We start from the raw sequence: 25352 nt of genomic DNA, 5'->3' as shown, positions 1-25352 counted from the left end.
CGCCGCGGCTGAATTAGACACTCACCATTGTCGGCCTAATCCGCGGTCTTTCATGCAGCAGGGGCTCTCAATGTTTTATGTCCTGCTCATATCGTCTCTGCCGGCAGTTAAGGAACGTCCCTAAGTGCCGGGTTTTGAGGAGGTTGGCATGCTCAATGCGATGGCGTGGGCGCTTGCCTGTTTTGGCGTTGTCGCTGCCGATATAGCCCTGAGCGTGGTTCTGTTTTCAGTTCTCGATGCCGTGTCGGTGCTGACGGGCTATCCGATCGACAATCTCGATATCCAATGGTTCCAGGCTGCCGCTCAGACGGCATCGTTTTTGATGGCGCTGCTGTGGTGGCGTTATTTGTGGCCGCGGTCGTTTATCGCGCGCTGGCAAGGTGAGCGTCCACTTGGCGGGGGATTGCGTAGCGCGTGGAAGCGCATTGCCTGCGTTATCGTGATCGGCTTGGCCCTGCAGGTGGTCGTTGGCTACGTGACCGACGCCGTGCTGTCGCTGTTGCCCGAGGTCTCGGCAGACTATAGCGAGCTCGTCGAGGAAACGGGCATGGGCGATACCAGCCTTCTTGCTGTCCTGACCACGGTGCTCGGCGCTCCGTTTTGCGAGGAGTTGCTGGTGCGCGGCATTATTTTTGAGTTTTCGCTCCGAGCGTTTAACCCGCAGTGCCGCCCACTTTGGAAGCGCCGACGTCTCGTGCGACCGCAAGACGGCGCCATGGTGCCCTGGGCGGCCCCGAGTAACTGGGGTATCGCCGCGGCGATTGTGCTGCAGGCGGCGATCTTCGGCTTTATGCACATGAACTGGGTGCAGGGTTGCTATGCGGGCGCTGCCGGCCTCATTTTTGGTTGGGTGCTCGTGACGACCGGAAAGCTTTGCTACACGATCCTGCTGCACTTTGCCTTTAATGCCGGGTCGTATCTCATGACGTTGCTCTGGTTTGTGAACACGCCGTTCGGCGTGGCAATTACGGTCGCTATCGCCGGTGCCATCCTCGTTGAGGCAATGCGCTCGCTGCGCCACGCGTGTGGGATGGACGCAGCGAGCGCACCACTGCCCTAGTTGCGCCTGCCGCCGCCGTTGGCGCCCTGACGCCCCTGTGCCGCGCGATTGCGACCGGCAGTGTTCTGCGCGCGGGACATACCGCCGTGACCCTTGCTGCCCTTGGGCCCCTTGCCGGCGGCGCCACCGTGGGCCTTGCCGCCCTTCTTGCCGGTGCCATGCCCACCGCCGGCAGACGTCTCGCCCGGGCGTGGCGGCACGGGGCGAATCAGGCAATGCTTGGTATAGCAGATCAGATCACGACGCCCGGCCTTCTCTAGCGCCTCGCGCACCAGCTTGTAGTTCTCGGGCTTGCGATACTGGATGAGCGCGCGCTGCATGGCCTTCTCATGCGGGTCGCGCGCCACATAGATCGGCTCCATGGTGCGCGGATCCACGCCGGTGTAGTACATGCAGGTCGACATAGTGGACGGTGTGGGGTAGAAGTCCTGCACCTGCTCGGGCATGTAGCCCATGTCGCGCACGGCCTCGGCAAGGTCCACGGCTTCCTTCATCGTCGATCCGGGATGGCTCGAGATCAGATACGGCACCACGTACTGCTTGAGTCCGTATTCGCGATTCAAGCGTTCAAATTTACGGCAGAATGCGTCGTAGACAGCTCGGCTCGGCTTGCCCATCACGGACAGTACCGCGTCGCTCACGTGCTCGGGCGCTACGCGCAGCTGGCCCGAGACATGGTGCTCCAGCAGCTCGCGTAAAAACTCGTCCGAGGCATCGGCCATGGTGTAGTCAAAACGGATGCCGCTGCGCACGAAGACCTTCTTGACGCCCGGCAGCTGGCGCAGGTCGCGCAACAGCTGCGTGTAGCCGCTTTCGTCGACCACCATGTTCTTGCATACGCTCGGCCACAGACAGCGCTTGTTCTTGCACACACCGTGCTTGAGCTGCTTGTCGCAGGCGGGGCGGCTAAAGTTGGCCGTCGGTCCACCCACGTCGTTGATGTAGCCCTTAAACTCGGGATCGCGCGTGAGCAGCTCGGCCTCGCGCATGATCGAGTCGTGGCTGCGCATCTGCAACACGCGGCCCTGGTGGAAGGTGAGCGCGCAAAACGAGCACTCGCCAAAACAGCCGCGGTTGGAGCTAATGGAAAACTTGATCTCAGCAAAGGCCGGCACGCCGCCTGCCGCGTCGTAGTCGGGATGCCAATCGCGTGCGTAGGGGAGTTCGGCCACCTCGTCCATCTCGTCGGTGGTGAGTGTTGCCGACGGCGGGTTCTGCACCACGTACACGCTGTTGGGATATGGCTCTACCAGGCGATGCCCGGTGATGGGGTCCATGTTCTGCTGCTGTACGTTAAAGCTGCGCGCGTAATTGAGCTTGTCGGCGGCAAGGTCGTCCCAGCTGGGCAGCAAGTCGTAGTCGTAGACCTCGTCGAGCGAGCTGGTGCGGTAGACGGTGCCGTTGATATAGGTGATCTGATCGACGGGCAGCCCCGCGTCGAGCGCGTCGGCGATCTCGACAATCGCGTGCTCGCCCATGCCGTAGATGAGGATGTCGGCGCCCGAGTCGAGCAGCACCGAGCGCTTGAGCTTATCCTGCCAGTAGTCGTAGTGGGCCAGGCGGCGCAGGCTTGCCTCGATGCCGCCGATGATGATGGGGGCGTCCTTGAACGTCTGACGGATGAGATTGCCGTAGACCGTGACGGCACGGTTGGGGCGGTGACCTTCCTCGCCGCCGGGGGTATAGGCGTCGGTGTGGCGGCGGTGCTTGGTCACCGAATAGTGGTTGACCATGGAGTCCATGTTGCCGGCACTGACCAAAAAGCCCAGGCGCGGCTCGCCGAGCGCAGTGATGCTGGCGGGGTCGGTCCAGTCGGGCTGGCAGATGATGCCCACTTTGTAACCGTGCGCGTCGAGTACGCGGCTGATGATAGCCATGCCAAAGCTCGGATGGTCCACGTAGGCATCACCGCAGATATAGACGAAGTCGCACTGGTCCCAGCCGCGCGCATCCATGTCGGCGCGGCTGACGGGGAGGAACTTATCGCGGCCCGGGCGCCAGGGACGGGCGGGCGCTGCCGGGGTATGAGTGGCGTGGCCGCTCTGGGCCTTGCCACCGCGCTTTTGCTGCTGGCCGCGCTGGGCATGCTTGCCGTGCTGGTTGTGCTGAGCGTCCTGGGGCTTTTTTGCCACGATTCCTCCCGTTGTTAGTATGCTGCACGTAATTGTAACCAGTCTTTTTGGGACGGCGCTAAAAAGACTGGTGGAGTACATGGGCTGGCGGATCGGCGTGTCGGTGCGGGTGTCGGCGCCGCGCCCGCTGTTTGTTTCCAGACTGTGTATCTGCGCGTTGGAGAACCCGTCTCGCGCGCACGCCATGTTGTCAATGGGTTACAGTATGAACGGCGGTTATGTTTCCGCCAACGCACGAGAGGGTCGTCAACAAGGAGGATGCACGACGATGCAGCGTGCCAAACAGATATCGGAGTCCATCGAATTGGGCATTATCCTGGCGCTCGCCGGCGGCTTTATGGACGTTTATTCGTACATTGGGCGCGACCATGTTTTCGCTAACGCGCAGACGGGCAACATCTTGCTGGTGGGCGTGAGCATCTCGGAGGGCAATTGGGCACTTGCGGGGCGCTACTTCTTCCCTGTGGTGTCGTTTGCCGTGGGCATTATGCTTGCCGACCTGGTACATGAACGGTTTGGCAGCGTGATTCACTGGCGCCAGGTAACGGTGTTCTTTGAAGCCGTCATCTTGCTGGGCGTGAGCTTTATCCCCGGTGGCGGTTACAACTTGCTCGCCAACTGCCTCACTTCGTTTGCCTGCGGCATGCAGGTCGAGAGCTTCCGCAAGATCCACGGTCACGGCATTGCTACGACCATGTGCATCGGCAACCTGCGCAACGCGCTGCAAAACGTGGACGATTACATCATCACCCACAGGCGCGGCTTTTTGGAAAACGGCCTGCTGTACTTTGGCGTGATCTTTACCTTTGTGTTTGGCGCCGTGCTGGGCAACTGGTGTATTGAGCGCATGGGCCTGCACGCCATCGTCGTGGCGAGCTTGCTGCTGTTTGTCGCGTTTGCCATCATGTTCATCGACCGCGAGCGCGACTTGCGCTTACGCTGGAAGGCTGCGGCCGAGGCTTGGAAAGAGGGCTGTCGAAAGTAACCGAATGCGGCAAAGGGGCTGTCCCTTCGCCGCATTATTTTTCATCATCTGTTGAAACGCTTTAAATAGTTTGACGTTCTCACGCGTTTTTTGTTTCAAAAGCGTTAGGATGGGACTCATAGCGTGGGGCGTAATGGGTGCCCCGCACACGATGGGAGGCTATCAATGGCTAATCGTTTCGTTCTCAATACCATCTCTTATCATGGTTCCGGCGCCATTAAGGAGATCCCCGGCGAGCTCCAGCGTCGCGGCTACAAGAAGATCTTCGTCTGCTCCGACCCCGATCTGGTCAAGTTTGGCGTTACCGCCAAGGTGACCGACGAGCTCGACGCCGCCGGCATCGCTTGGAGCCTCTACTCCGAGATCAAGCCCAACCCCACTATCCAGAACGTCAAGGACGGCGTCGAGGCCTTCAAGGCCGCCGAGGCTGACGCTATCGTGACCATCGGTGGCGGCTCCTCCATGGACACCGCTAAGGCCATCGGCATCATCATCAACAATCCCGAGTTCGCCGATGTCCGCAGCCTCGAGGGCGTTGCTCCCACTAAGAACCACGCCGTGTTCACCATCGCCGTGCCGACGACCGCCGGTACCGCCGCCGAGGTGACCATCAACTACGTCATCACCGACCCCGAGAAGGTCCGCAAGTTCGTGTGCGTCGACACCAACGACGCCCCCGAGGTTGCCGTCGTCGATCCTGACATGATGGCTTCCATGCCCGCCGGCCTGACCGCTTCCACTGGTATGGACGCTCTGACCCACGCCATCGAGGGCTACACCACCAAGGGTGCTTGGGAGCTCTCTGACATGTTCCACTTTGAGGCTATTAAGCTGATCAGCGAGAACCTGCGTGACTCCGTCGCCGAGGCCAAGTCCGGCCAGCCCGGCTCCGGCCGCGAGGGCATGGCCCTTGGCCAGTATGTCGCCGGCATGGGCTTCTCCAACGTTGGCTTGGGCATCGACCACGCAATGGCTCACACCCTGTCTGCTCACTACGACACCCCGCACGGCGTCGCTTGCGCCATGCTGCTGCCGATCGCCATGGAGTTCAACAAGCCGGTTTGCGCTGAGCGCCTGGCCAAGGTTGCCCTTGCCATGGGTGTTGACACCACGGGCATGAGCACCGACGAGGCTGCCGACGCCGCTATCGCCGCCGTCAAGCAGCTTTCCGCCGACGTGAATATCCCGCACGTCTGCGAGGCTATGAAGGCCGACGAGATCGAGGTTCTGGCCAAGGACGCCATGGCCGACGCCTGCTTCCCGGGTAACCCGCGCGAGGCGACGCTCGACGACGTCATCGAGCTCTTCAAGAAGATCTGCCCGGCTGCCTAACTTGGTTCGGCGGGCCCCTGCCCGTTAGCCCCACAATCGTCCTCGGACATGTCGGAAGCCCCCGCTGCGCACTTCGTGCGGCGGGGGCTTCCTCCGTCCTGCGGAAAGATTGTGGGGCAAACGGGCAGGGGCCCGACGGCTCGTTATCGTGGCGGGCGCAGTTCTGAAGAGCTCGATGGGTCATCTCGCTAGGTAAAAAGATGGTTCGCGGTGGTATTGTTGCTGTGGGTTTAATTCGATACGAAAGGGTGACTTTGGTGTCCAAGATGGATTCTACGCTCTCCTATATTACTGACCAGTTGAAGGCGCTTACCTCGATTGCTTCGCCTACGGGCTATACCCGTGCGGCGACTGATTATCTGATGGAGACCCTGCGCGATATGGGGTTTGGGCCTGAGCGTTCTAATAAGGGTAACGTGCTCGTTGAGCTTGGCGGCGAGGGCGAGCCGCTCGTACTGGCGAGCCATGTCGATACCCTAGGCGCCATGGTGCGTTCCATTAAGGACAATGGCCGCCTGCGCCCCACGACGCTCGGTGGGCATCAGTGGTCTACGGCCGATGGCGAGAACTGCACCGTCTACACGCGCGACGGCAATGTCTACACGGGCGTGGTTCTTAACACCGAGCCTTCGGCGCACGTGGCCGACGAGCCGGTCAAGACCATCGAGAAGAACATGGAGATCTTGCTCGACGAGAACGTCGACAGCAAGGACGATGTGCTCGAGCTGGGTATTCAGACCGGCGACATCATCGCTATGGATCCTCGCACGACGGTGACGGAGAGCGGCTACATTAAGAGCCGCTTCCTGGATGACAAGCTATCGGCCGCCATTTTGTTGGGCTTGGCGCGTGCCGTCGCCGCTGGCGAGGTGACGCTTTCGCGTAAGGTTTCGCTGCTCTTTACCGTGTACGAGGAGGTGGGCCACGGCGGCGCCTTCGTGCCGGCCGACACGCGCGAGATGATCAGCGTTGACATGGGCTGCGTGGGCGACGACCTAGGCTGCACCGAGCACATGGTGTCGATCTGCGCCAAGGATTCGGGCGGTCCGTACAACTACGACCTGGTGACCACGCTGTCCAATATCGCGCGCGAGCTTGAACTTGACTACGCCATCGACGTGTACCCGCACTACGGCTCGGACGTTGAGGCCACGCTCTCTGCCGGCTACGACATCCGTCACGGCCTGATCGGCCCCGGCGTGTATGCGAGCCACAACTACGAGCGCAGCCACATGGACGGCGTGCGCAACACCTACGAGCTGGTCCGAGCCTACGTACAGCGCTAGCGATGCAGCGGCCTCGGCTGATACGGCAGTACCGACCGAGGCCGTCCTCTCTAAGTTGCGGTGAAATAGGGACTGTTTGGCGGTTTTAAACGCTTAAACAGTCCCTATTTCACCGCAATTTATGAAGGGAATGGGGCTACTTAAGTGCGCCGGTCACCGTGCCGCCGCCGAGGACGATGTCGCCGCGGTAGACTACAACGGCTTGGCCGGGGGCGATGGCGCGCTGCGGGTCGTCAAAAGTTAGCAGCATTTGCCCGTCTTCGCCGCGCGCAAGGGTCGCTGCCTGGTCTTTCTGACGATAGCGGTACTTGGCACCTACGCGAATGCCACCGGACGTGAGCTCTGCCTTCATGCGGTCGGCAGGGGCACTCCAGATCCAGTCGTTGGCCGTGAGCGCTGTGGCCGTTAGGTCCTCGGCCTCGCCCAGATGCACGGTGCTGCTGTCGGCGTCGACGCCCGTTACGTACACGGGATGCGCCATCGCGACGCCCAGGCCCTTGCGCTGACCGATGGTGTAGCGCAGCGCACCGTTGTGGCGCCCGACCACGCTGCCGTCGCGCCACACAATGTCGCCCGGTGCAGCGGGATGTCCGCAGCGGCGCTCGATATAGCCCGCGTAGTCACCGTCTGGAATAAAGCAGATGTCCTCGCTTTCGGCCTTCTTGGCGTTGGTAAAGCCCTGCTCGGCGGCAATGCGGCGCACGTCGCGCTCTTTGTCCAGCCCAGCCAGCGGAAAGATCGTGTGCGCCAGGCGTTCCTGCGTAAGCGAATACAAAAAGTAACTCTGGTCCTTTTTGGGGTCCTCGCCGCGGTACAGCTGCCAGGTTCCGTCGGACGCCTGGCTCGTTTTGGCGTAGTGGCCCGTGGCGATGTAGTCGCAGCCCATATCCAGCGCCGCATCCAGCAATGCGCCAAACTTAATGTGGCGGTTGCAGATGATGCATGGGTTGGGCGTCAGCCCCTCCTGATAGGCGGTCACGAAGCGCTCGATAACGTTGCGGTCGAAGGCCTGCTGCAGGTCGAGCACATGGTGGGGCATCCCCAGGCACTCGGCGACAGCCTTTGCATCGGCGATGTCGCGGTCGACCTTACTCATGCCCGTGACGGGATCGGGCGCGGGGCAGGTGAGGCGCATGGTGGCGCCGACGCATTCGTAGCCCTGGCTTTTGAGCAGGTACGCGGTCACGCTGGAATCGACGCCGCCGCTCATGGCGACGAGCACGCGCTTGTTGTGCATGGGGAGGTTCTCCTTGGTGGCATGTGGCCAAAAAAGAAAAGCGGCGCGGGAGGCTGGTTCCGCGCCGCAGACATTGTAGCAAGTTCGGACGTCTCGTGGGACACCCTGATTGGATGGGCTCAGGCTGCCGGGAGAGAGGAGACCGGCTCGTCCGCGGGCTCAACCTATGGGCGACAGGCCCTTAGTCCTGGAACAGTGCCGTGGACAGGTAACGCTCGCCGGTGTCGGCAAGCAGGGCCACGATGGTCTTCCCCTCGTTCTCGGGGCGCTTGGCCAGCTGCAGTGCGGCCCACACGGCGGCACCGGACGAAATGCCCACGAGCACGCCCTCCTTGTGGCCCACGGCACGGCCGGTGGCAAAGGCGTCGTCGTTCTCGACGGGGATGATCTCGTCATAGACCTGGGTGTCGAGGACGTCGGGCACAAAGCCGGCGCCGATGCCCTGGATCTTGTGCGGGCCGGCCTGGCCCTTGGAGAGCACCGGGGAGGTGGCGGGCTCGACGGCGACGACCTTAATCTCGGGGTTCTGCTCCTTGAGGAACTCGCCCACGCCGGTCACGGTGCCGCCGGTTCCAACGCCGGCGACGAAGATGTCGACCTCGCCGTCGGTGTCATCCCAGATCTCGGGGCCGGTCGTGGCCTTGTGGATGGCGGGGTTGGCGGGGTTCACAAACTGGCCGGCGATAATGCTGTTGGGGGTCTCCTTCTGCAGCTCCTCGGCCTTGGCGATGGCGCCCTTCATGCCCTTGGAGCCGTCGGTGAGCACGAGCTGTGCGCCGTATGCCTGCATAAGCTTGCGGCGCTCGACGGACATGGTCTCGGGCATGGTGATGATCACCTTGTAGCCGCGGGCAGCCGCCACCGAGGCGATGCCGACGCCGGTGTTGCCGCTCGTGGGCTCGATGATGGTATAGTCGCCGCCGCGCACGAGCTTGCCGGCCTTCTCGGCCTCGTCGATCATGTTCTTGGCGACGCGGTCTTTGACGGATCCGGCGGGGTTGAAGTATTCCAGCTTGACGAGCACGCGGGCCTTGAGGTCCTCATCGGCCTCAAAGTGAGTGAGCTCCAGAAGCGGAGTGTGGCCGATAAGTTGATCGATGGACGTGTAAACATTGCTCATGGTGAACCTCCAAAGTGTTCAAATGACTGGATACCGTGTGGTTTTACGGTGTGTATAGCAGCGAAACCCACAAACCTTATGGGTTGTTCGTTTTGCTGTTGGCAAGCATAGTAGACAGTAAAGCCTAGTAACGCAATAGGAAATAGAAGATTATTACGAGTCGATTAACCATCTTGACCGGAACGGGTATTTTCAAAACCAATTTTTCGGCTAGAATTTCTACGGACTAAATGACCGAAAGGCAGCACTATATATGTTGGTTTCTACTAAGGGCAGATATGCCCTGCGCGTTATGGTCGATCTGGCCGAGCACCAGGCGGCCGGTCGCATCCCGCTCAAAGAGATCGCGGCGCGACAGGGGATTTCCGAGAAATATCTCGAGAACATCTTGGCTACGCTCGTACGTGCCAACATGCTCTCGGGTATGCGTGGCAAGGGCGGCGGCTACGTGCTCACGCGCCCGCCCGAGCAGTACACGGTGGGCGAGATCTTGCGTCTGACCGAGGGCAGCCTAGCACCGGTCGCATGCCTGGACGGCGACTGCAAGGGCTGTTCGCGTTCGGACGAGTGCCCCACGCTCGACGTGTGGAAGAACCTGGACAAGCTCATCAACGACTACCTCGACGGTGTGACGCTCGATCAACTTGTCGCTCCCAACCATGGCTACGACTATGTCATCTAACCCACACCTGCATTTGGGGACGGGGTAGAAATGGTAGATTCTCTCGTCCTTTGAGACTTGACAAATAAGAAGGCCGCCCATTTTTTGTGATGGGCGGCCTTCGTTTTGGGTCGATATGACGGTTCGTATTGAACAGTTCTAGCCCTCGGCGATGCTGTCGAGAATGCTGCGCATGATGGATACCAGGATGCTGCCCATAAAGGCCGATCCAAAGCCGGCAATGGAGATACCCGCGCCCAGCAGATTGACCGACAGGTAGCTGGCCAGCTCGAGCATAAAGCTGTTGACTACGAGCTGAAAAATACCAAGCGTGATAATAGTGAGCGGCAGCGAGATGACCGTCAGGAACGGCTTGACGAGCGAGTCGACGATGTTGAGGAACAGTCCCACAAAGGCAAAGCAGACCCAGGCCTCGGCAAAGCCGAAGGGTTGGATACCGGGGACGAGGAACGTGGCGATCGCGATGGCGATCGAGGTGAAGAGCCAGTTAAGCATAAAGCGCATGGCGTGAATCCTTTCTTGCGCCGGGGTTGCTGGCGTCGCGTGAAGCGGCTTGCGGCGGCGACCTGGATGGTTGCGCGGGCGCGCCGCGGTGTTTGGGCGCCCATTGTCTCAAATATTCGTGGAGCTTACGTGCGCATACGGTTTCTAAACGGCGTTCGTCCTGAAAAACGCGCCGCTGGCAGAGAGTCTTGTCGCTTTAGTTTGGTGGTGTGCTACACTGCTACGGGCAAAAGCCACAGGCGTTGCCCTATTGCATAGAACGGGCGAACGATGCCCGATGTCAGTATCAACTTCGATGCCTTTTGGCGGGTTTGGCGGTGATCGATGAATATCGAGAACATGTTTGACAAGCCTGATGTCAAGCAGCTGGTCCACGCATTTAGCCTTTTGGACGACGAGAAGGATATCCAGGCGTTTTTGACCGATATCTGCACGCCGCGCGAGATTTGCGATCTTTCGCAACGCCTGCAGGTCGCGCGTTATCTGGATGAGGGCGAGCCCTATGTTGAGGTTCAGGCCCGCACGGGCGCTTCGTCCACCACGGTGAGCCGTGTTTCCAAGGCGCTCAACGGCGAGTACGGTGGCTATCGCAAGATCCTCATCAAGCTGGAGGATGGCGAGTAGGCCAACGGCAACAAACGAATCAGCTGGAGCCGCCCCTTCGGGGGCGGTTTTTGTGTGTCGAAAATTGATTCCCTGGGGACGGAGGAGAACGGATCATCGAGGGGGTCTGGTGCAAAGTAACCTGACCCCGATGCGCCAAAACATGTTGGTGTGGTGCCATGTTGTCCGTGCGGGCGGGTAGGATAGATGCGTTGAATATTGCGAACAGTTTGAGTGGAGGACCATGCCTGTTCGAATCTATACCACCAATGCCGGCACGGATTTGAGCGATGCCGAGGCGGCGCTGCTGGCCGACCTGGTTGCCCGCCACGGGCGCGCTGTTCTGTTGGCGCCCTCGTTTGCCGAGCTCGACTTGTGCCGTCATGATGCGGCAGAAGCCGGGGTTTCACTGGGTATCGATTACAAGACGCCCACATCGTGGCTCCGCTCGCTGTGGGAGCTTATGGGCGATGGCCGCAGCTTTGTGGATAACCTGCAGCGCCAGATGCTGTTCTCGGACATGGTCACGCGTCTCGACGATGCCGACCTGCAGCCGCTTTCGCGCAGTCAGGGCACAGTGCGCATGCTCGCGCGCATGGCCCGCGACGTGTTGCCGGGCGTTGCGGGGACGGGTGCCGAACGATGCCGTGGCGACAACTGCCAGCCTGAGCCAAAAAGCGATGCCGAGGCTCGTGTGTTTGAGCTTTTGCGCGCCTACGCGGGCGGTTTGGACCGTCGAGATATGGTTGAGCCCTGCGAGGCAGCTGACATTATGACCAGTGTCCTGGCCGATAGCCTGCCGGCGTGCACTCGCGCCGTATGCGTGCGCGGTATCACGTCGTTTACGCACGGTCTGCTCGAGCTGCTGTCTGCCGTGGCGAACAATGGGGGAGAGGTCGTCGTGCTGCTTGCCCGCGAACAGGCGGCGATGCGCGAGGAGCTTGCCGCGGCATTTGATGCCCGCGATGTGTTGTTTGAGATCGCGCCGCTAGGGGAGGATGTCGGCGCGTCTGATGCCGCTTGCGGGACCGCCGCTCAGCCTGCCTTTATTGAGGTCGCTGGCCCCCATGCCCGTGCTCATGCTTATGCGGACGCAATTGATGATCTGGTAAAAACGTGCCGGGGTTCCGAGGTCGACGGCGCCTCTGCCGACCCCGTGCGCGTGCTTGCCGTTTCTGCCCGGGCACCCCAGCTGTTCGGTGAGCTCGCCTCTCGTCTGGCGGCTCGTCATATCGCTGCCGAGACAACTGAGTTCACGGCGTTTTCCCAGTCCATCGCGGGCAGGCAGTTTGCGGCGCTTGCCGGCCTGATCGAGCGCATGAAGGCCGCCGATGAGGGCATGGCGTCAAAGACCGAGTGGTGGCCCGCGCCGGAGCTTACCGACTGGATCTACAGTCCGCTTTCGGGTGCCGACGCCGCGAGCGCCCGCGGCTTCGACAAGAACATGCGCCTGTCGCGCAGCAAGACCGCTGCGGGCGTCAAGAGCCTGCTGCAGAGCGTGCAGGGCCAGGTGAGGGGCGCCCGCAAGGCCGCCAGCGACGATAACTGGTTTAAGAATGTGCCGTGCGTGGTCTCGGACGTGTTTCAGGCGCTGTGGCGCGACAAACCCGTGACGGCGCTCAAGGCCATGCTCGCCGTTGCAGAGGAGCTGCCCGATCGCGCTCTAGGCGGTCTTGACGGCCAGGCCCGTCGTCAGGCAGAGACGGCTTTGCTGCGCCATGCCATCGACATCCTTATGAACGATGCTCGCGCGCTCGACGTGTCGCAGGCCGCGACCGTGCCGGTTCTCGACGGCGTTCGAACTAAGGTGGACAAGCGCAGCACCGCTTACGATTACGAGACCTACGAGGTCGATCGCACGCCACGGGCGCAAGTGCGCTTAGTGTCGCTTGCCGATGCGTCGGTTTTGCGTCCTGGCGGCTACGATGCCGTGCTGTTTGCCGATGTCGACCTGGACAGCTATCCGCTTTCGCACGAAGAGGGCCCGCTTGCCACGTTGACGACCGAGCTGCGCCGCGACGGCGTGTCTTTGGAGCCCGCCGCCCTGCTGCGCGTGCGCTTTGGCCGTGCAATGCAGGCGACGAGCGGTCCGGTCGCGCTTGCCCGCGTGACACACGATCGCCAGGCGCGAGAGTGCTACCCGGCAGCCGTATGGACCGAGCTGCGGGCACATGCCGAGGCCGCTGGCGCTGCCAAGCCCACGTGCGTGGGCGAGGGCGATATCATCGCCGACTTTGATCCCGCGGCAGGTGAAGGCCTCAAGCGCGAGCGCGTGACCTGCGAAGCCCCTCAGCACCTGAGCGATGAAGCCATTCCGTATCTGGTTCTGCGCCGTCGCGATGGCGAGGGCGAGAACGCGCCGCTCGTGCCGCGTCTGACGTCCGCCTCGCAGATCGAGGCCTATTCTACCTGTCCACTGTGCTGGTTCGTGTCGTATCGCGTCAAGCCCCAGTCGATCGACGCGGGCTTTGGCAACATGGAGAAGGGCAACTATGTCCACGACGTGCTGGAGCATCTGCATGCCCGTCTGCCCCAAGAAGGCATGGAGCGCGTGACGCCCGAGAATCTGCCGCGTGCACAGGAGCTGCTGCACGAGGTCTTTGACGAGACGTTGGCCGAGCACGCTGGCAAGCGCGGCACGGAGGGCCCGCTAGTGCCGCTCTCCCCGGTGGAGGAGCGCCAGGTGGCCGAGATCTTGCCGCAGCTGGAGGGTGTGCTTGCCTACGAGTCCGAGGCACTTGCCCCCTTTGCCCCGCGCTACCTGGAGTTCACCTTCAACGAGCTCAAGGTCGAGTATGCCGGTTGGCCGCTTGGCGGGCGCATCGACCGCGTGGACGTGGATGCCGAGAACCGTGCCGTGGTGATCGACTACAAACATCGCTCGGGCGTCGAGGAGTATAAGCTTGCCGACCCCACGGTGTTCGACGAGAAGACGGGTGCGGTGCCCGCCGACGACCCGCGCTGGCTGCCGCCCCATACCCAGACACTCATCTACGCCCAAGCCATGCGTCGGGCGCTGGGCCTAGATACCCGCGCTGCGCTCTATTTTTCGACCAAGGGCGGCAAGCCCGCGCTGCGCGGTGCCGCGAGCGCCGAGCTGTTGGAGCAGGAGCGCGGCGACGGTCGCATTCCGGGCCTTAAGAAGGGCTTCCCGGGCGAGGGCGGCAACATGGACTTCGATGTGCTGCTCGATCGCGTGGAGACCGGCATTGCCGAGCGGCTGCGCGAACTCGAGGCGGGCGTCGTGACGGCGGTCGATCCGACATCGGCGCAAGCCGCGCATGCGCGCTGCTCGTATAACCACGAAGGAACGTTTGTAAGGAGGGGCGTGTAGACCATGGATCTTTCGACTTTGATGCCGCAACAGCTGCAAGTCGTCAAAACGCTCGACCGCCCGCTATTTGTCTCGGCGGGTGCCGGCTCGGGCAAGACCTTTACCCTTACGCGCCGCATCGTCTACGCACTCTCGCCCGAATCCGGTCCGTTTGTCGAGCATCTGGACCAGGTGCTCGCCATTACCTTTACCAAAGACGCCGCGGCCGAGATTCGCGACCGCGTGCGCCGCGCGCTTATCGAAGAGGGTATGGACGAAGAGGCTCTGACGGTCGACGACGCTTGGATCTCGACCATCCACGGCATGTGCTCGCGTATCCTGCGCGCGCATGCGTTGGAGCTGGGCATCGATCCCGAGTTCACGGTGCTTACCGATACCGATGAGCTTATGGATCAGGCTGTCGAGCATGTGCTGGGCCGCGCGACAGCGCCCGATGCCGCTCCCGAGCTCGCGGCTTCGCTCAAAGCACTCTATGCCTGGTATCCCATGGCGGGTGAGGGCGGTCCCTTTGGCAGCGGCACCACCATCAAAGGTCTGGTGCGCAACCTATTGGAGCTGTCGAGCCAGCTGCCGGGCGGCATGGACGACGTGTGCGTGGTTCGTGGCTGTGCCGATACCTCGGCCCTGGCAGACGCCTATCGCGCGGCGCTCGGCGCGAGCAAGGCGGCGACCGAAAAGGCGCAGGTGGCGCTCGAGGCCATCGACGCGTTCGAGGCGAGCAGCAAGACCATGGCAGATGTGGCGCGGCTTATGATGGCGTGCAGTATGCCGCGCGCGAGTAAGATGTTCCCAAAAGAGAATGTCGAGCTGCTCAAGGCAGAGGCTGCCGACACGTTCGTCAATATTGTGCTGGCTTGCGGTGGCCCGGCACTTGATGCGCTGACGGGGCTTGCCCGTGCCGTAGAGGCGGAATACCGTGCGCTCAAGGCTGACCAGTCCGCACTCGACAATAACGATCTGTTGCGCATGGCATACGAGGCGCTGCGCGATTATCCTGCCATCCGAGCCGCCTACGAGGGCCGCTTTAAGATGGTCATGATCGATGAGTTCCAGGATACCGATCAGATGCAGGTCGATTTGATCCGTTACCTGACGGGCGCGGGGGAGCGCGCGCTGTGCACCGTGGGCGATGCGCAGCAGTCGATCTACCGCTTCCGTGGCGCCGAGGTTGAGGTGTTCCGTCGCCAAGAGCGCAAGGTGGGCTCCTCTGCTGCGCCCGAGACGGCTGTCGCATCCGATGCCCCCGCCGGCGAGCTCGTTAAGCTTGTACGCAACTTCCGCAGTCACGACGAGGTGCTGCGCTACGTAGCGCGCGTCTTTGACGGCGATACCGGTGGTTTGATGCAGGGGTTCTTGGATCTTGAGCCGAGTGACGATCGCGAGGACAAGCTCAAGGCGAAGGCTTCGCGCCGCCAAGCGGTCTTCGTTGCCGGTGGCAGCATGCAGGAGCGAACGCAGGCGAAAGCTCGTGCGATTGCGGAGCGGTTCCAAGCGCTCGTCAAAGCGGGGCAGCCTCAGGGCAGCATGGTCCTGCTGCTGGGCCGCATGACCAACGCCGATGTCTATGCGCAGGCCTTCCGCGACCAAGGGCTCGACTGCGTGATCGCAGGCGGCTCGGTCTTTGCCCAGGCAGCCGAGGTACAGACGGTGCGTGCCCTGGTGTGCGCACTTGCCAATCCGGCCGATACGGCGCAGGGTCTTATGCCGCTGTTGGCCTCGCCGATGTTTGCACTCGGCGCCCAGGAGTTCCTGGCGCTGGCGACCAAGCTCGACGAGCAGACGGGCGAGACGTCGCGTCGCAACATCGATGCGGGCATCATGAGCGATTCCGATGTGCCGGGCTTGCAGGGCTTGCCGCTCGTAACGCGCGCCCGCGAGGTGCTGCGCTACGCACTGCGTCGCGTGGGGCGTGATTCGTTCGCTCCCATCGCGCGCGACGTGGTCAATGCCTCCGGCTGGTTCGTGCGTCTGGCGCAGCGCGGCCCCGAGGGGAAGGCCATTGCCGCCAACGTGCTCAAGGCGCTCGACGCCGTGGCCGAGGCAGAGACCGAGTTCGGCAACTCGCCGCGTTCCATCGCGCTGGCCTTCGACCGCTTCTTGGCGGGCAAGGAGGCCCCGGGTGCCCTCAACGAGGAGGGTGACGGCGCGGTACGCATCATGACCGTGCATGCGTCCAAGGGCCTGGAATATCCGGTCGTGGCGGTTGCCGAGTGTTTTGGCGTGCGCAAATCGTCCGGTGCGGCGCAGATGGGCCGCGTCGACGGTGGGGCGCAAGTCGTGGCGCTGCCGGCGCGCTTCGATGGCGTTAAGCTTGCCGATGGGGCCTTCGTGAAGGGCGATGACGTCAAAAAGCAGTTTGAACACGCGTTTAAGGGCAAGGGCACGTCGCTGTGGTTGCCGCCAGAGCTTATGGAGGACGTATGCGCGACGGGCTCTCCCGCCGAGGCATTTGCCCGCCTGCGCAACGACGACCTGCAGCTTTCGCTTGAGGAACGGGCTCGTCTGCTCTATGTCGCCATGACGCGTGCGCGCGAGCTGGTGATCTTGGCGATGGACGCCGGCGTGAGCCGCGGCAAGGTGACGGCGCCGACCTTCGATGTCGAGACCGATCTGACCTACGACGTGCTGCGCCGTATTTTGCCGACCGACGCTCTGGATATGCCGCAGCTCGATGCCGACCGCCTGGTGTTCGACAACTCCCAGCCGGGCGACTACGAGCTCATTTCGCTCGCGGACTTTACCTTTGGCGAGCAGGCGTTTGAGGCCAACGCTTCGCTGGATGCCGAGGGCAGGCTTGTCCGCGGCGATGCGGAGCCGGAGGGTGCCGGTGCAGATGCCCGCGCCGCCGTTCCCGGTCCTGCCGACCCCGAGCCCGATGCGTTTGAGCTCGTGTATCCCCAGGCGGTGGGCGTGCGCATGGGCACCTGCCCGTATCCGGAGCGCGATTCGTACAGCTACTCGTCAATTGCCGCGGCGCTGCATGCCGAGTCCGAGGACCGTGCCGCCGAGGCGCACGTGCCCATGGACGAGGCTGGCGATGATGCAGAGTCGGATGGCTCGGAGATGGCCGATGCGGACGTGGCCGTCGTTGAGCCCGCCGGCAACCCCATGGCGCTGGGCTCGGCGTTCCACGCCGCCTGCCAGTGGCTGATCGAGATGGGTGCCGATGCGCTGCCCGCTGAGCGTGCCGATGCGCTGGCGCGCCTGTGGTGCCTGACGCCGGAGCAGCGTGAGCGCTTTGACGTTGCCCTGGACCGCTGGCTCAAGTCGGCCGTTCGTGCCGACTTGCTCGCGTGGCCGTGCGTTCGCGCCGAGGTGCCGTTCTTTTCACTGGGCTGCGAGGACGAGGACATCGCTCGCTACGGTGCCTATGCCGAAGGCGCCATCGACGCTTTGGCGACGAACCCGGCGGATTCGTCACGCGCGCTGGTCATCGACTACAAGACGGGCGGCACACCGGACGAGACGCCTGCGCAGCTGCAAGAGAAGCATGCCCTGCAGGCGCGTGTCTATTCGGACGTTCTGCACAAGGCGGGCTTTGAGACCGTGACGGTCAAGTTCGTCCGCGTGGAACAGCCCGACCCCGCAATCTTCGTAGAGCCCCCCGAGCCCCAGGTAGTCACTTACAACCTCTAACTCAAAAGTAGCTCATTTGGGACGGGGCTTTTTTAGCTGCTCCAGTTGATAGCGCAATTGGCTTGTTCAATTGTCGGCCGGGGCAGCTAAGAATCGGAGATGGCATGCCGGTCAATTCGCTTGTGCAGGACGGTCGCGTTGGACGTGGTGGAGCGCTACAACCTGCGGGCGCCACGGGTGGCCGCGAGCTTCTTGACCCGGTGCATCTCCTCGTCTGCACGCGAGCTTTCGGTCAACAAGGTCTCAAACGAGTTCAAGAGCAGGGGCGTGTCGACATCGCGCGAGACTCTCTCGAATCTGCTCAGGTATTACGAAGAGGTCGAGTGACGATTCGAACGCAATGTGAAGTTGGTCAATGAGCACCGCGATTGCCGGAGGTAGGTTTATACACGCCCTGATTGGTAACGCCCCGTTTGTGCTGGTAAGTCGCTCGGCAAATTCAACTCTATGCAAAACATGCCTCTTCAACAGCCATTCGGGGACACTTTCGGAAAAGCGGGGTGTGCCGGGGTGCATCGCTATCGTCCCGTTCATCCTGAAACGAAAATAGTTGCGTTTCACAGTATATGAAACGAAAGCATCTTTCGTTTCATCAAAGTTGAGACGAAAACTCTTTCGTCTTACAATGAATGAAACGGAAGGAGAGTTATGGAACGCGAGTCTCGCAACCTTGAATACAAAGAATCTGTAACGAGGTCATTTCTCAAGACGGTGAGCGCCTATGCAAATCACGGAGGCGGCCGCATCTTGTTTGGCATCTCCGATGAAGGCGATGTCGTGGGAATCAGTGACGTCAACCAGGCCTGCCTTGATGTTGAGAACATGGTGAACGATTCCATCGAGCCCCTGCCCACGTATTCTATTGAACCTGATATGACTACAGGTGTCATCACGCTTTCTGTTGAGGAAGGTCCGAGCAAACCTTACTGCTTCAAGAGGGTTGCGTACCGTAGAAGTGACACGGCCACCCTTCCGGTCGATCGGCTCGAAATGCAACGGCTGATTCTTGCGGGCAGCAATTTGGATTTTGATGAGATTGCATCCCCGGAACAAAGTCTCACGTTTTCATACCTAGGGAAGAAGGCGTCCTCTGTCCTGGGGATTGAAAAAATGTCCGATGATTCACTCAAGTCTTTTGGATTGATGTCACATGATGGGGTGTATTCAAATGCTGCGGCGCTGCTCGCCGACGTGAATAGTTTCCCAGGGGTTGACGTTGTTCGGTTTGGAGACACCATCAACGATATCCATGAGCGCCACGATATGAGCGGGGTTTCGGTTCTGCGCCAGGTTGACGAGACTCTGGAGATGCTCGACCGATTCTACTCTCTCGACCGTATTGAGCATGGGAAGCGCGGGCGTGTGGAAACGATACCCGCCGATGCTTTGCGCGAAGCTCTTGCCAATGCCGTGGTGCACCGCCAGTGGGACGATCGCGCGAGGATCACTGTTGCCATGCATCCGGATCGGGTCGTTGTGACGTCGCCGGGTGGCCTGCCAGAAACTCTGAGCGTGGACAGCTACCTTAACGGGATGATCTCGCGGCCGCGCAATCCGTTGCTCGCGTACGTATTCTTGAGGTTGGGGTATATCGAGCAGCTTGGAACCGGGATCGCTCGAATAAAAAGCTGTTACGAGGGAAAGCCCGCAAAACCGCAGTTTGACGTGCGGGAAGATGCGATTTCCGTAACGCTTCCCGTTGCCGAGATGGTGCGGTTGACTATGGAGGAGCAGCAGGTTGCTGATGCTTTGGGAACTGCCCTCGTTCTTCCGCGTGCTCAAATTGAGCAATTGTCCGGCCTGAGCAAGGGCGTTGTTCTTCGAACCCTTCAATCTCTTGAGGCAAAGGGCGTTGTGCAACGAACAGGTAGCGGCCGCTCGACCAAATATCGAAAAAGATAGGAAGAAGAGGGTATGTCCCGGGGCGGCCGGCAACGAGCCCTAAGCACGGCAAGCCCTGTTGCAGAATTGCGTCACATTGCGGTTCTGCCAAAGATGCGGGGCGCTAATGGCTAATTGTCCTACAGCGCCAGCAACCCTTGGTCGAAGGCGTTGGGGAACATAAACTTGCGCTGCTTGGGCTTGCCGTGCTTGTCCACGCCGAGGATGACGTCGATGAATCCGCCCTCGCGGTCGATGTCAACAACCTCACCGTAGCCGAATGCCTTGTGGAACACCGTGTCGCCCACCTCGAGAGCGGCGAGCTGGGCATCCGTCGGCGCGGGCGCGGCGGTTGCAGGCTCTTCTGTCTCCTCGGGGTAGCCTGAGATCCGCCAGCCAGGGTTGCCGACCGTGGCCTTGTTGCCGCGGAAGGTGAACTCGAAGCTCGCTCCACGCTTGGCGAGCTGCTTCATGACGTTGTCCAGCTCGCCACCGCCGATGACCCAGAGGTTGCCCTCGCTCGTTTCGCGCAGATCGACGAACTTGAGTCCCTGCGCTTCGATGGCGTTGACGATCCAGTCGCGCTTGGCGGGAGTCGTCTGCGCGGCAGTTGGTGCGGTGGCGTTGGCTGTGCCGGCCACGGGTGCCGGCGTGGTGCCGTCCGTGCGGGCGGCACCAGCTTCCTTCTTCTCCCACATGCGAGTAACCGCCCCCGGCTTGGGCGGATCGACATGCTCCACCGTGCTCGTCCCACGCACCATGCGCCCAGTCTCGTCCAGCAGCGTCTCCTGGCGCGCCATCTCCTCGAAGTCCGCCATGGTGAGAGACGTGTCGAACAGGCCCACACGTGCGTCGTAGCTGTGTTTCTCAATGCCCGTGTAGGAGAGGCTCGCGTCCTCGTAGCGCCGGAACTTGTACACGGCGTCGTTCATCACGGAGTCACGGAACACGCCAAGAGAGACGAGCAGCTCGAAGTCCTTCACAGAAAGGCCCGTGACCTTCTTGAACAGGCCGGGTTCCAGCTGCGTGATGACTTCCTTCAGGCTCTGCTCGCGATAGTCCGTAAGGTACATGAACACAGGGATGCGCGTGGCGAACTTGATCAGCTTTTCCTGGATCTGCTTGCGCTTGGTCTTGAATTCCTTCTCTTCCTCGGAGAGCTCCTTCTTCTCCTTTTTAGTAAGCTCGCCGCCTTCTTTCTTGGCTTTCTTCACGTGCTCGGACTTGTTGATAATCGTCTCGATATCGTCGTTGAGGCTGCGGAAGCCCTCGATGTTGCTCAGGGCTTCCATAGCCTCAACGTTCTCCAGCAGTCGGCGCAGCGTGTCGTTGTCTACGTTCACCAACAGTGCGCTTTCCCAGCGGCGTGCGAGCAGCGTGGCCGACGTACCGGCCATGGCGATATCCAGGATGTCGGCAGCATCCACCTCGCGCATGGCGCTGCCGTCGTAGGCGAGCACGGGAAGGAACTTGATAAAGTCCGCTACCTTCTTCTCCGGATTGGGCTCGTCGACGGACAGCTGGCAGCTGTAGTCGGACACCATGGCGAGCGCGCGGTCGAGTGCGAAGTCGAACACGTAGCACTCCTGCTTGATAACCTGCGTATGGCCGTCCTCGTCCTTTGCAGTCCAAGGACTCTGTACACGGAACGCGGTTTGGAAGTACGTCTCGGGAGTCTTAAGGTTTCGCAGCATAAACACGCCGGTCCACGGGCGGATGGTCACGCCCGTAGTGAGCTTACCGCACGAAAGCGTGATGGTCTTGGTTGCCAACGGGTTGCCCATGGCATGGCGCACGGGCTCGACGGCAGCCAAGCCTATACCCGCTTTGGTGCCCGCGGCCACCAGCACCTTGTAGTCGTGGTAGAACACGTTCTGGCGTTCGGCCAGCAGATTGGCCATGGCGTAACACGACGCCACGTTAGGCAAGAACCACAGTGTGTGGGTGAGGTTTGCCAACAGGTCAGCATGGCTAAAGGGGAGCACTGGCTTCTGCGCGCCCATCTTGAGCTCATCGGTCGTGGTCTCGGCCAACGCACCGCGAATAAGGTCGAGCCACTTCTGCACGTAATCCTTGTACTTGAACTGTGCGTTCTCACCCTCGCCCACGGCGGAGAAGAAAACGTTGAGATCGAACTCGTCGAACTCGCCTTGACGTGCAACCTTGGTTATCGCATCGGGCACCTTATAGGTCATCAGCACCATGCGGGGCAGGGCCTCGTACGGGTTCTGCGTGAACGGATGCGACTGCGCCCAGCCCTGCTTGGCCTGCTGTTCGTCGGAGTAGGTCCAGTTGAAGATCTGGTCCTCGATAAACTCGCCAGAAGTCAGCGCACGGAACGGCGTACCGGAGAGGTACAGGTATCGATCTGCCTGGATGGGCAGCCACGTCTCGTCGATGTTGTTACCCTTCGAGGCCTCATCGGCTTCCTTCTCCTCAGCCTCAACGGCCTTGTCTTCATCTTGACTGGCAAAGAGGCCCTTTGCGCTGTCTCGCCACGCGCCGAAGTGATACTCGTCAAAGGCCACGAGGTCCCACTGCTCGAGGTGCACCCATTCGTTGCGCGGTTTGATGGCGCCGCTGTTGCGATCCACGCCGAGGAAGTCCTGGAACGAGCCGAAGCACACGATGGGGCGGGAGGGATCGCACTCGTCGTAGGACCTGACATCACGGGCGACAAACTGCCAACCCTCAAAGTCGATGTGGCTCTCAAGATCCTCGCGCCAGGCATCCTCCACGGCAGGCTTGAAGGTAAGCACCAATACGCGCTTCATATTCATACGGCGGGCAAGCTGGTAGGTGGCAAAGGTCTTGCCAAAGCGCATCTTGGCATTCCACAGGAACTTGGGTATGTTGCGGTTACCGGGTTGCTCGCACATGCGGAAATACGCCTCGGTCTTGTTGACCGCTGCAATCTGTTCGGGACGCATTGCGAAGTCCTCGGTACGCTCGCGTTCGTAGCTAGTCCGGTCTCGAACCTCGAGCCATGCGCTACGCACATCATCAGGCGTGCATCGGAACCACTCGCCACCGACGTTCTCAAATCCCTTGGCCTCAAGGCGCTTGTGAACCGCGTGGTCCATAAACGACGAACCATCGGTGCGCATCGAACTCTCGGCAAACACGATCTCGTACGGCTTGCCCTCACCCGGCTGGATCACAGGGAACTGCTGGGCAACACGCTTCTCGACATCGATCTCGGTATAGCCGACCTTGAGGAATTCTGCGTGGTCTGGGTTCTTGTCACGGTAAGCATATATCGATGGCCGTACTCCCGGCCGCTGCGGAAAGAAGGTGTTACTCATGTTCGACCTCTACCTTATTTCCGATGATGCTCTCAATGAAACTGACGTCTTCGTCTGTGAACTCATACCGTTCAATCAGAAGACTGTCAGTCCATTCTCTATCGAAGGGAACAAGCGGAATGTAATCGAACACCGACTGATTTACCTGCATTGTTCCCTTGCCAAAATAAAGAAGAAATCTAAATATGTTCGTTTCCATGAAGGACTTGCAGCGAAGCATCTCATCCTCCGAATTGAATGGGCCAATTTGGAGGAACGTTTCGGTACATACTTCACCGGGCAATCCCACAATTGTTTCGGGGGGAATTACGGCATTTGTGGAGTAGGATGTTGTGAAAATAGCTTGTATTTATCAATATTCTCTTTTCCTGCTGTTACCGTCTCGCGAGTGATGTGACCAGAAACCCTGCGGGCCCCTCCTTTAATACCCTTTACTCCATATATTTTCACCGACCCAGGGAAGGCAGTGTCGGAAAGGTTGGAATTTGGGTAGCGGGAGGGCTCATTAAAAAGAAACTTTCTTATTCCAAAGGGTTTGGTCTTTGAGACGATTTTAGAAAAGCGCTCCAAACCATCTAGCTTTTCCAAAACTGAAAACAGCCTACTGTCTCTCACAATATACTTTGTGCCACTATCCAGAAATCGCAGGCATGTTGTTGCTTGGCCGCTGGCTGGCTTATATTCGTACTTCAGCTTGCCTTTGTGTCTTCTATCCCATAGGAAGAAGCAAACGCCTCCGTCGATATGAAGACCGGGAAAACACTCGGCGGCATTCTCGAAATCGTGTATTTCTGCGAGGCATTGATCTGTGCGCATTTCTTCGCGAAATGAATTGAGCGTCGACCTGCCGCCGACCATCCATCGAGAGGGAATAATCATTGAGAGGTAACAAGGGCTTAACTTCATCGCTTGTTTGACAAAGTTCTGGTAGATTGGGGCAGCAGCGTCAGTGCTTGCTCCGCTTCCGTCACTCAGCTGATACGGCGGATTGCCGACTATCACGTCGAACTTCATATTCAAAATCCTCTCGGGATCGTCGGTGTGAATGAATTCATATGCGTGAGTTTCGAGTGCCGCGTCACGGTCATATTCGGCATTCGATGCGCCACAGTACTTGCATCGACCGTTGGCCCATGTGTGCTGGATGCTTCGGTGCCTAATGCGTCCCTCAGAGCTATCGAACTCGACAACCGAGAATTTGCCGTTGGGGAACTTGCTGCAGTAGAGGCTGCGGCGGGAGAGCAGGCTCGTGAGCTCGGTGATCGCGATGCCGAAGAGCTGCTCGTGCATGATGTGGTCGACACGTTCTTGCAAATCTGGGTACTCGCGCTCGAGACCCTTGATAAAACGCTTGGCAGCCTCGCGAAGGAAGACACCAGACTTACAGCACGGGTCCAAGATCTTGATGGTGGGGTCGCTCCAGATTTCAGCCGGCAGCATGTCCAGGACATCATTGGCGAGATCCGGTGGCGTAAAGACCTCGTCGTTGCTTAGGTTAGCCAGACAAGTCAATACGTCGGGGTTGTGCACGGTCTCAAGCAGGTTAGCCATGGCACTGGACCTCCCAGTAATTGGTGAGGGGATAGTCTTTTATTGCGGAAGGGATATAGGCGTCGAGCTCGGCGTCGTACTCCCAGTCGGTATGCGCTCGGACATCGCCGCCTAAGTCGTCGAAGGTGAAAAGAGGGAGCGTTTCTCCCTTGTCGGCGTTGCCATCGAGAAGCTCGCTCAGCAAGAAATCTCGGCGCTTCACCTTGTCGCCCGTTACGAGTGACCATTCGGCAAAGGTGATGGGATTGTCGTTGGCGTCTTTGAGCGTGAGAGCATCGCCGCACAGGATGTTCTTGTCGAGCACGTAGCGGATTGACTCGAGGAAGATCGCGTCCGGCTTTTTGATTGCTTTCTTAGCTTCTGCCTCGACGATTCCGTATAGACGATCACGGCATTCTTGGGCGTTGTCTTCGAGAAGCTCGACGCCGTAAAGGCTACTTACAGCGACGAACGCATTGCGTTGGTAATCGTCGGGATTCTTCTTGTAACGCTGGCTTACAACGGCGAGCTTGCGGCGCAGTACCTCGGCCAGGAAATTGCCATTGCCGCACGCCGGCTCCAGAAAACGGGATTCGATGCGCTCAGTCTCCTGTTTGACCATATCGAGCATGGCGTTGACTTCGCGCTCGTTCGTAAAGACCTCTCCGTGCTCCTGCACTCTCTTGCGAGATTTAACCTGCTGAGCCATGGAAATCGATCCCCCG

At 60.4% G+C, this 25352-nt stretch carries 17 protein-coding genes; 10 read left to right on the top strand and 7 right to left on the bottom strand.

All coding sequences use genetic code 11. The annotated features are described in order from the left end of the window. Window positions 1–148: 148 nt before the first annotated feature. Window positions 149–1060 carry a CPBP family intramembrane glutamic endopeptidase gene (locus tag I1969_RS08940; protein WP_195234676.1) on the top strand — a complete coding sequence of 304 codons (912 nt, stop codon included), beginning with the start codon at window positions 149–151 and terminating at the stop codon, window positions 1058–1060. On the opposite strand, the gene I1969_RS08935 is transcribed toward I1969_RS08940, so the two are convergent. Beyond that, window positions 1057–3192 (bottom strand): YgiQ family radical SAM protein, encoded by a 2136-nt coding sequence (locus tag I1969_RS08935; protein ID WP_271748086.1) that lies wholly within the window; start codon window positions 3190–3192, stop codon window positions 1057–1059. The genes I1969_RS08940 and I1969_RS08935 overlap by 4 nt on opposite strands. Window positions 3193–3460: 268 nt before the next feature. On the opposite strand from I1969_RS08935, the gene I1969_RS08930 reads away from it, so the two are divergent. The 3 genes from I1969_RS08930 (at window position 3461) to I1969_RS08920 (ending at window position 6795) form a co-directional block, all read left to right on the top strand. After that, window positions 3461–4177, top strand: a complete 717-nt coding sequence (locus tag I1969_RS08930) for a YoaK family protein (RefSeq protein WP_195234672.1) — start codon at window positions 3461–3463, stop codon at window positions 4175–4177. Window positions 4178–4342: 165 nt separating this feature from the next. Then, the gene (gene fucO, locus I1969_RS08925) at window positions 4343–5509 is read left to right on the top strand and encodes a lactaldehyde reductase (protein WP_195234670.1); all 1167 of its coding nucleotides are present in this window, start codon (window positions 4343–4345) and stop codon (window positions 5507–5509) included. A gap of 266 nt (window positions 5510–5775) precedes the next feature. Further along, window positions 5776–6795: a M42 family metallopeptidase gene (locus I1969_RS08920; protein ID WP_195234680.1), complete on the top strand. Its 1020-nt coding sequence runs from the start codon at window positions 5776–5778 to the stop codon at window positions 6793–6795. Between the two features lie 136 nt (window positions 6796–6931). Here the strand turns inward: I1969_RS08920 and mnmA are convergent, their stop codons facing one another. Together mnmA and cysK are read right to left on the bottom strand one after the other, a co-directional pair. Continuing rightward, a complete protein-coding gene (gene mnmA, locus I1969_RS08915) occupies window positions 6932–8155 on the bottom strand; it encodes a tRNA 2-thiouridine(34) synthase MnmA (protein ID WP_267471233.1) in 1224 nt (407 codons plus the stop codon). A gap of 58 nt (window positions 8156–8213) precedes the next feature. Continuing rightward, entirely contained in the window at window positions 8214–9152 is a 939-nt protein-coding gene (cysK, locus tag I1969_RS08910; protein WP_055310201.1) for a cysteine synthase A, read from the bottom strand. Window positions 9153–9405: 253 nt separating this feature from the next. Here cysK and I1969_RS08905 point away from each other — a divergent pair, with 253 nt between their 5' ends. Continuing rightward, on the top strand, window positions 9406–9834 hold the full coding sequence (locus I1969_RS08905; protein ID WP_022094857.1) for an RrF2 family transcriptional regulator: 429 nt from the start codon (window positions 9406–9408) through the stop codon (window positions 9832–9834). A 138-nt stretch (window positions 9835–9972) separates the two neighbouring features. On the opposite strand, the gene I1969_RS08900 is transcribed toward I1969_RS08905, so the two are convergent. Further along, window positions 9973–10338, bottom strand: coding sequence for a phage holin family protein (locus I1969_RS08900; RefSeq protein ID WP_138112940.1), 366 nt, complete (start codon window positions 10336–10338; stop codon window positions 9973–9975). 324 nt (window positions 10339–10662) lie between these two features. Between I1969_RS08900 and I1969_RS08895 the strand changes: the two genes are divergently transcribed. The 5 genes from I1969_RS08895 (at window position 10663) to I1969_RS08875 (ending at window position 19813) form a co-directional block, all read left to right on the top strand. Then, a complete protein-coding gene (locus I1969_RS08895) occupies window positions 10663–10962 on the top strand; it encodes a YerC/YecD family TrpR-related protein (RefSeq protein ID WP_022094855.1) in 300 nt (99 codons plus the stop codon). Window positions 10963–11185: 223 nt separating this feature from the next. Further along, on the top strand, window positions 11186–14275 hold the full coding sequence (locus I1969_RS08890) for a PD-(D/E)XK nuclease family protein (protein WP_195234666.1): 3090 nt from the start codon (window positions 11186–11188) through the stop codon (window positions 14273–14275). A gap of 3 nt (window positions 14276–14278) precedes the next feature. Then, window positions 14279–17911, top strand: coding sequence for a UvrD-helicase domain-containing protein (locus I1969_RS08885; RefSeq protein WP_195234664.1), 3633 nt, complete (start codon window positions 14279–14281; stop codon window positions 17909–17911). A gap of 99 nt (window positions 17912–18010) precedes the next feature. After that, on the top strand, window positions 18011–18238 hold the full coding sequence (locus I1969_RS08880; protein ID WP_195234662.1) for an ATP-binding protein: 228 nt from the start codon (window positions 18011–18013) through the stop codon (window positions 18236–18238). 321 nt (window positions 18239–18559) lie between these two features. Further along, window positions 18560–19813, top strand: coding sequence for an ATP-binding protein (locus I1969_RS08875; RefSeq protein WP_195234660.1), 1254 nt, complete (start codon window positions 18560–18562; stop codon window positions 19811–19813). Between the two features lie 119 nt (window positions 19814–19932). On the opposite strand, the gene I1969_RS08870 is transcribed toward I1969_RS08875, so the two are convergent. The 3 genes from I1969_RS08870 to I1969_RS08860 form a co-directional block, all read right to left on the bottom strand. After that, on the bottom strand, window positions 19933–23097 hold the full coding sequence (locus I1969_RS08870) for a GIY-YIG nuclease family protein (protein WP_195234658.1): 3165 nt from the start codon (window positions 23095–23097) through the stop codon (window positions 19933–19935). Window positions 23098–23403: 306 nt separating this feature from the next. Then, window positions 23404–24648 (bottom strand): Eco57I restriction-modification methylase domain-containing protein, encoded by a 1245-nt coding sequence (locus I1969_RS08865; protein ID WP_229028366.1) that lies wholly within the window; start codon window positions 24646–24648, stop codon window positions 23404–23406. Further along, the gene (locus tag I1969_RS08860; protein WP_195234656.1) at window positions 24641–25336 is read right to left on the bottom strand and encodes a DNA methyltransferase; all 696 of its coding nucleotides are present in this window, start codon (window positions 25334–25336) and stop codon (window positions 24641–24643) included. Before I1969_RS08860 ends, I1969_RS08865 begins: the two co-directional genes overlap by 8 nt. Window positions 25337–25352: the final 16 nt, after the last annotated feature.

Source organism: Collinsella aerofaciens, from assembly GCF_015548375.1.
Taxonomy (GTDB): domain Bacteria; phylum Actinomycetota; class Coriobacteriia; order Coriobacteriales; family Coriobacteriaceae; genus Collinsella; species Collinsella aerofaciens_AB.
Note: the sequence above shows the minus strand (reverse complement) of the source record. Positions and strands in the feature narration are given on the sequence as shown.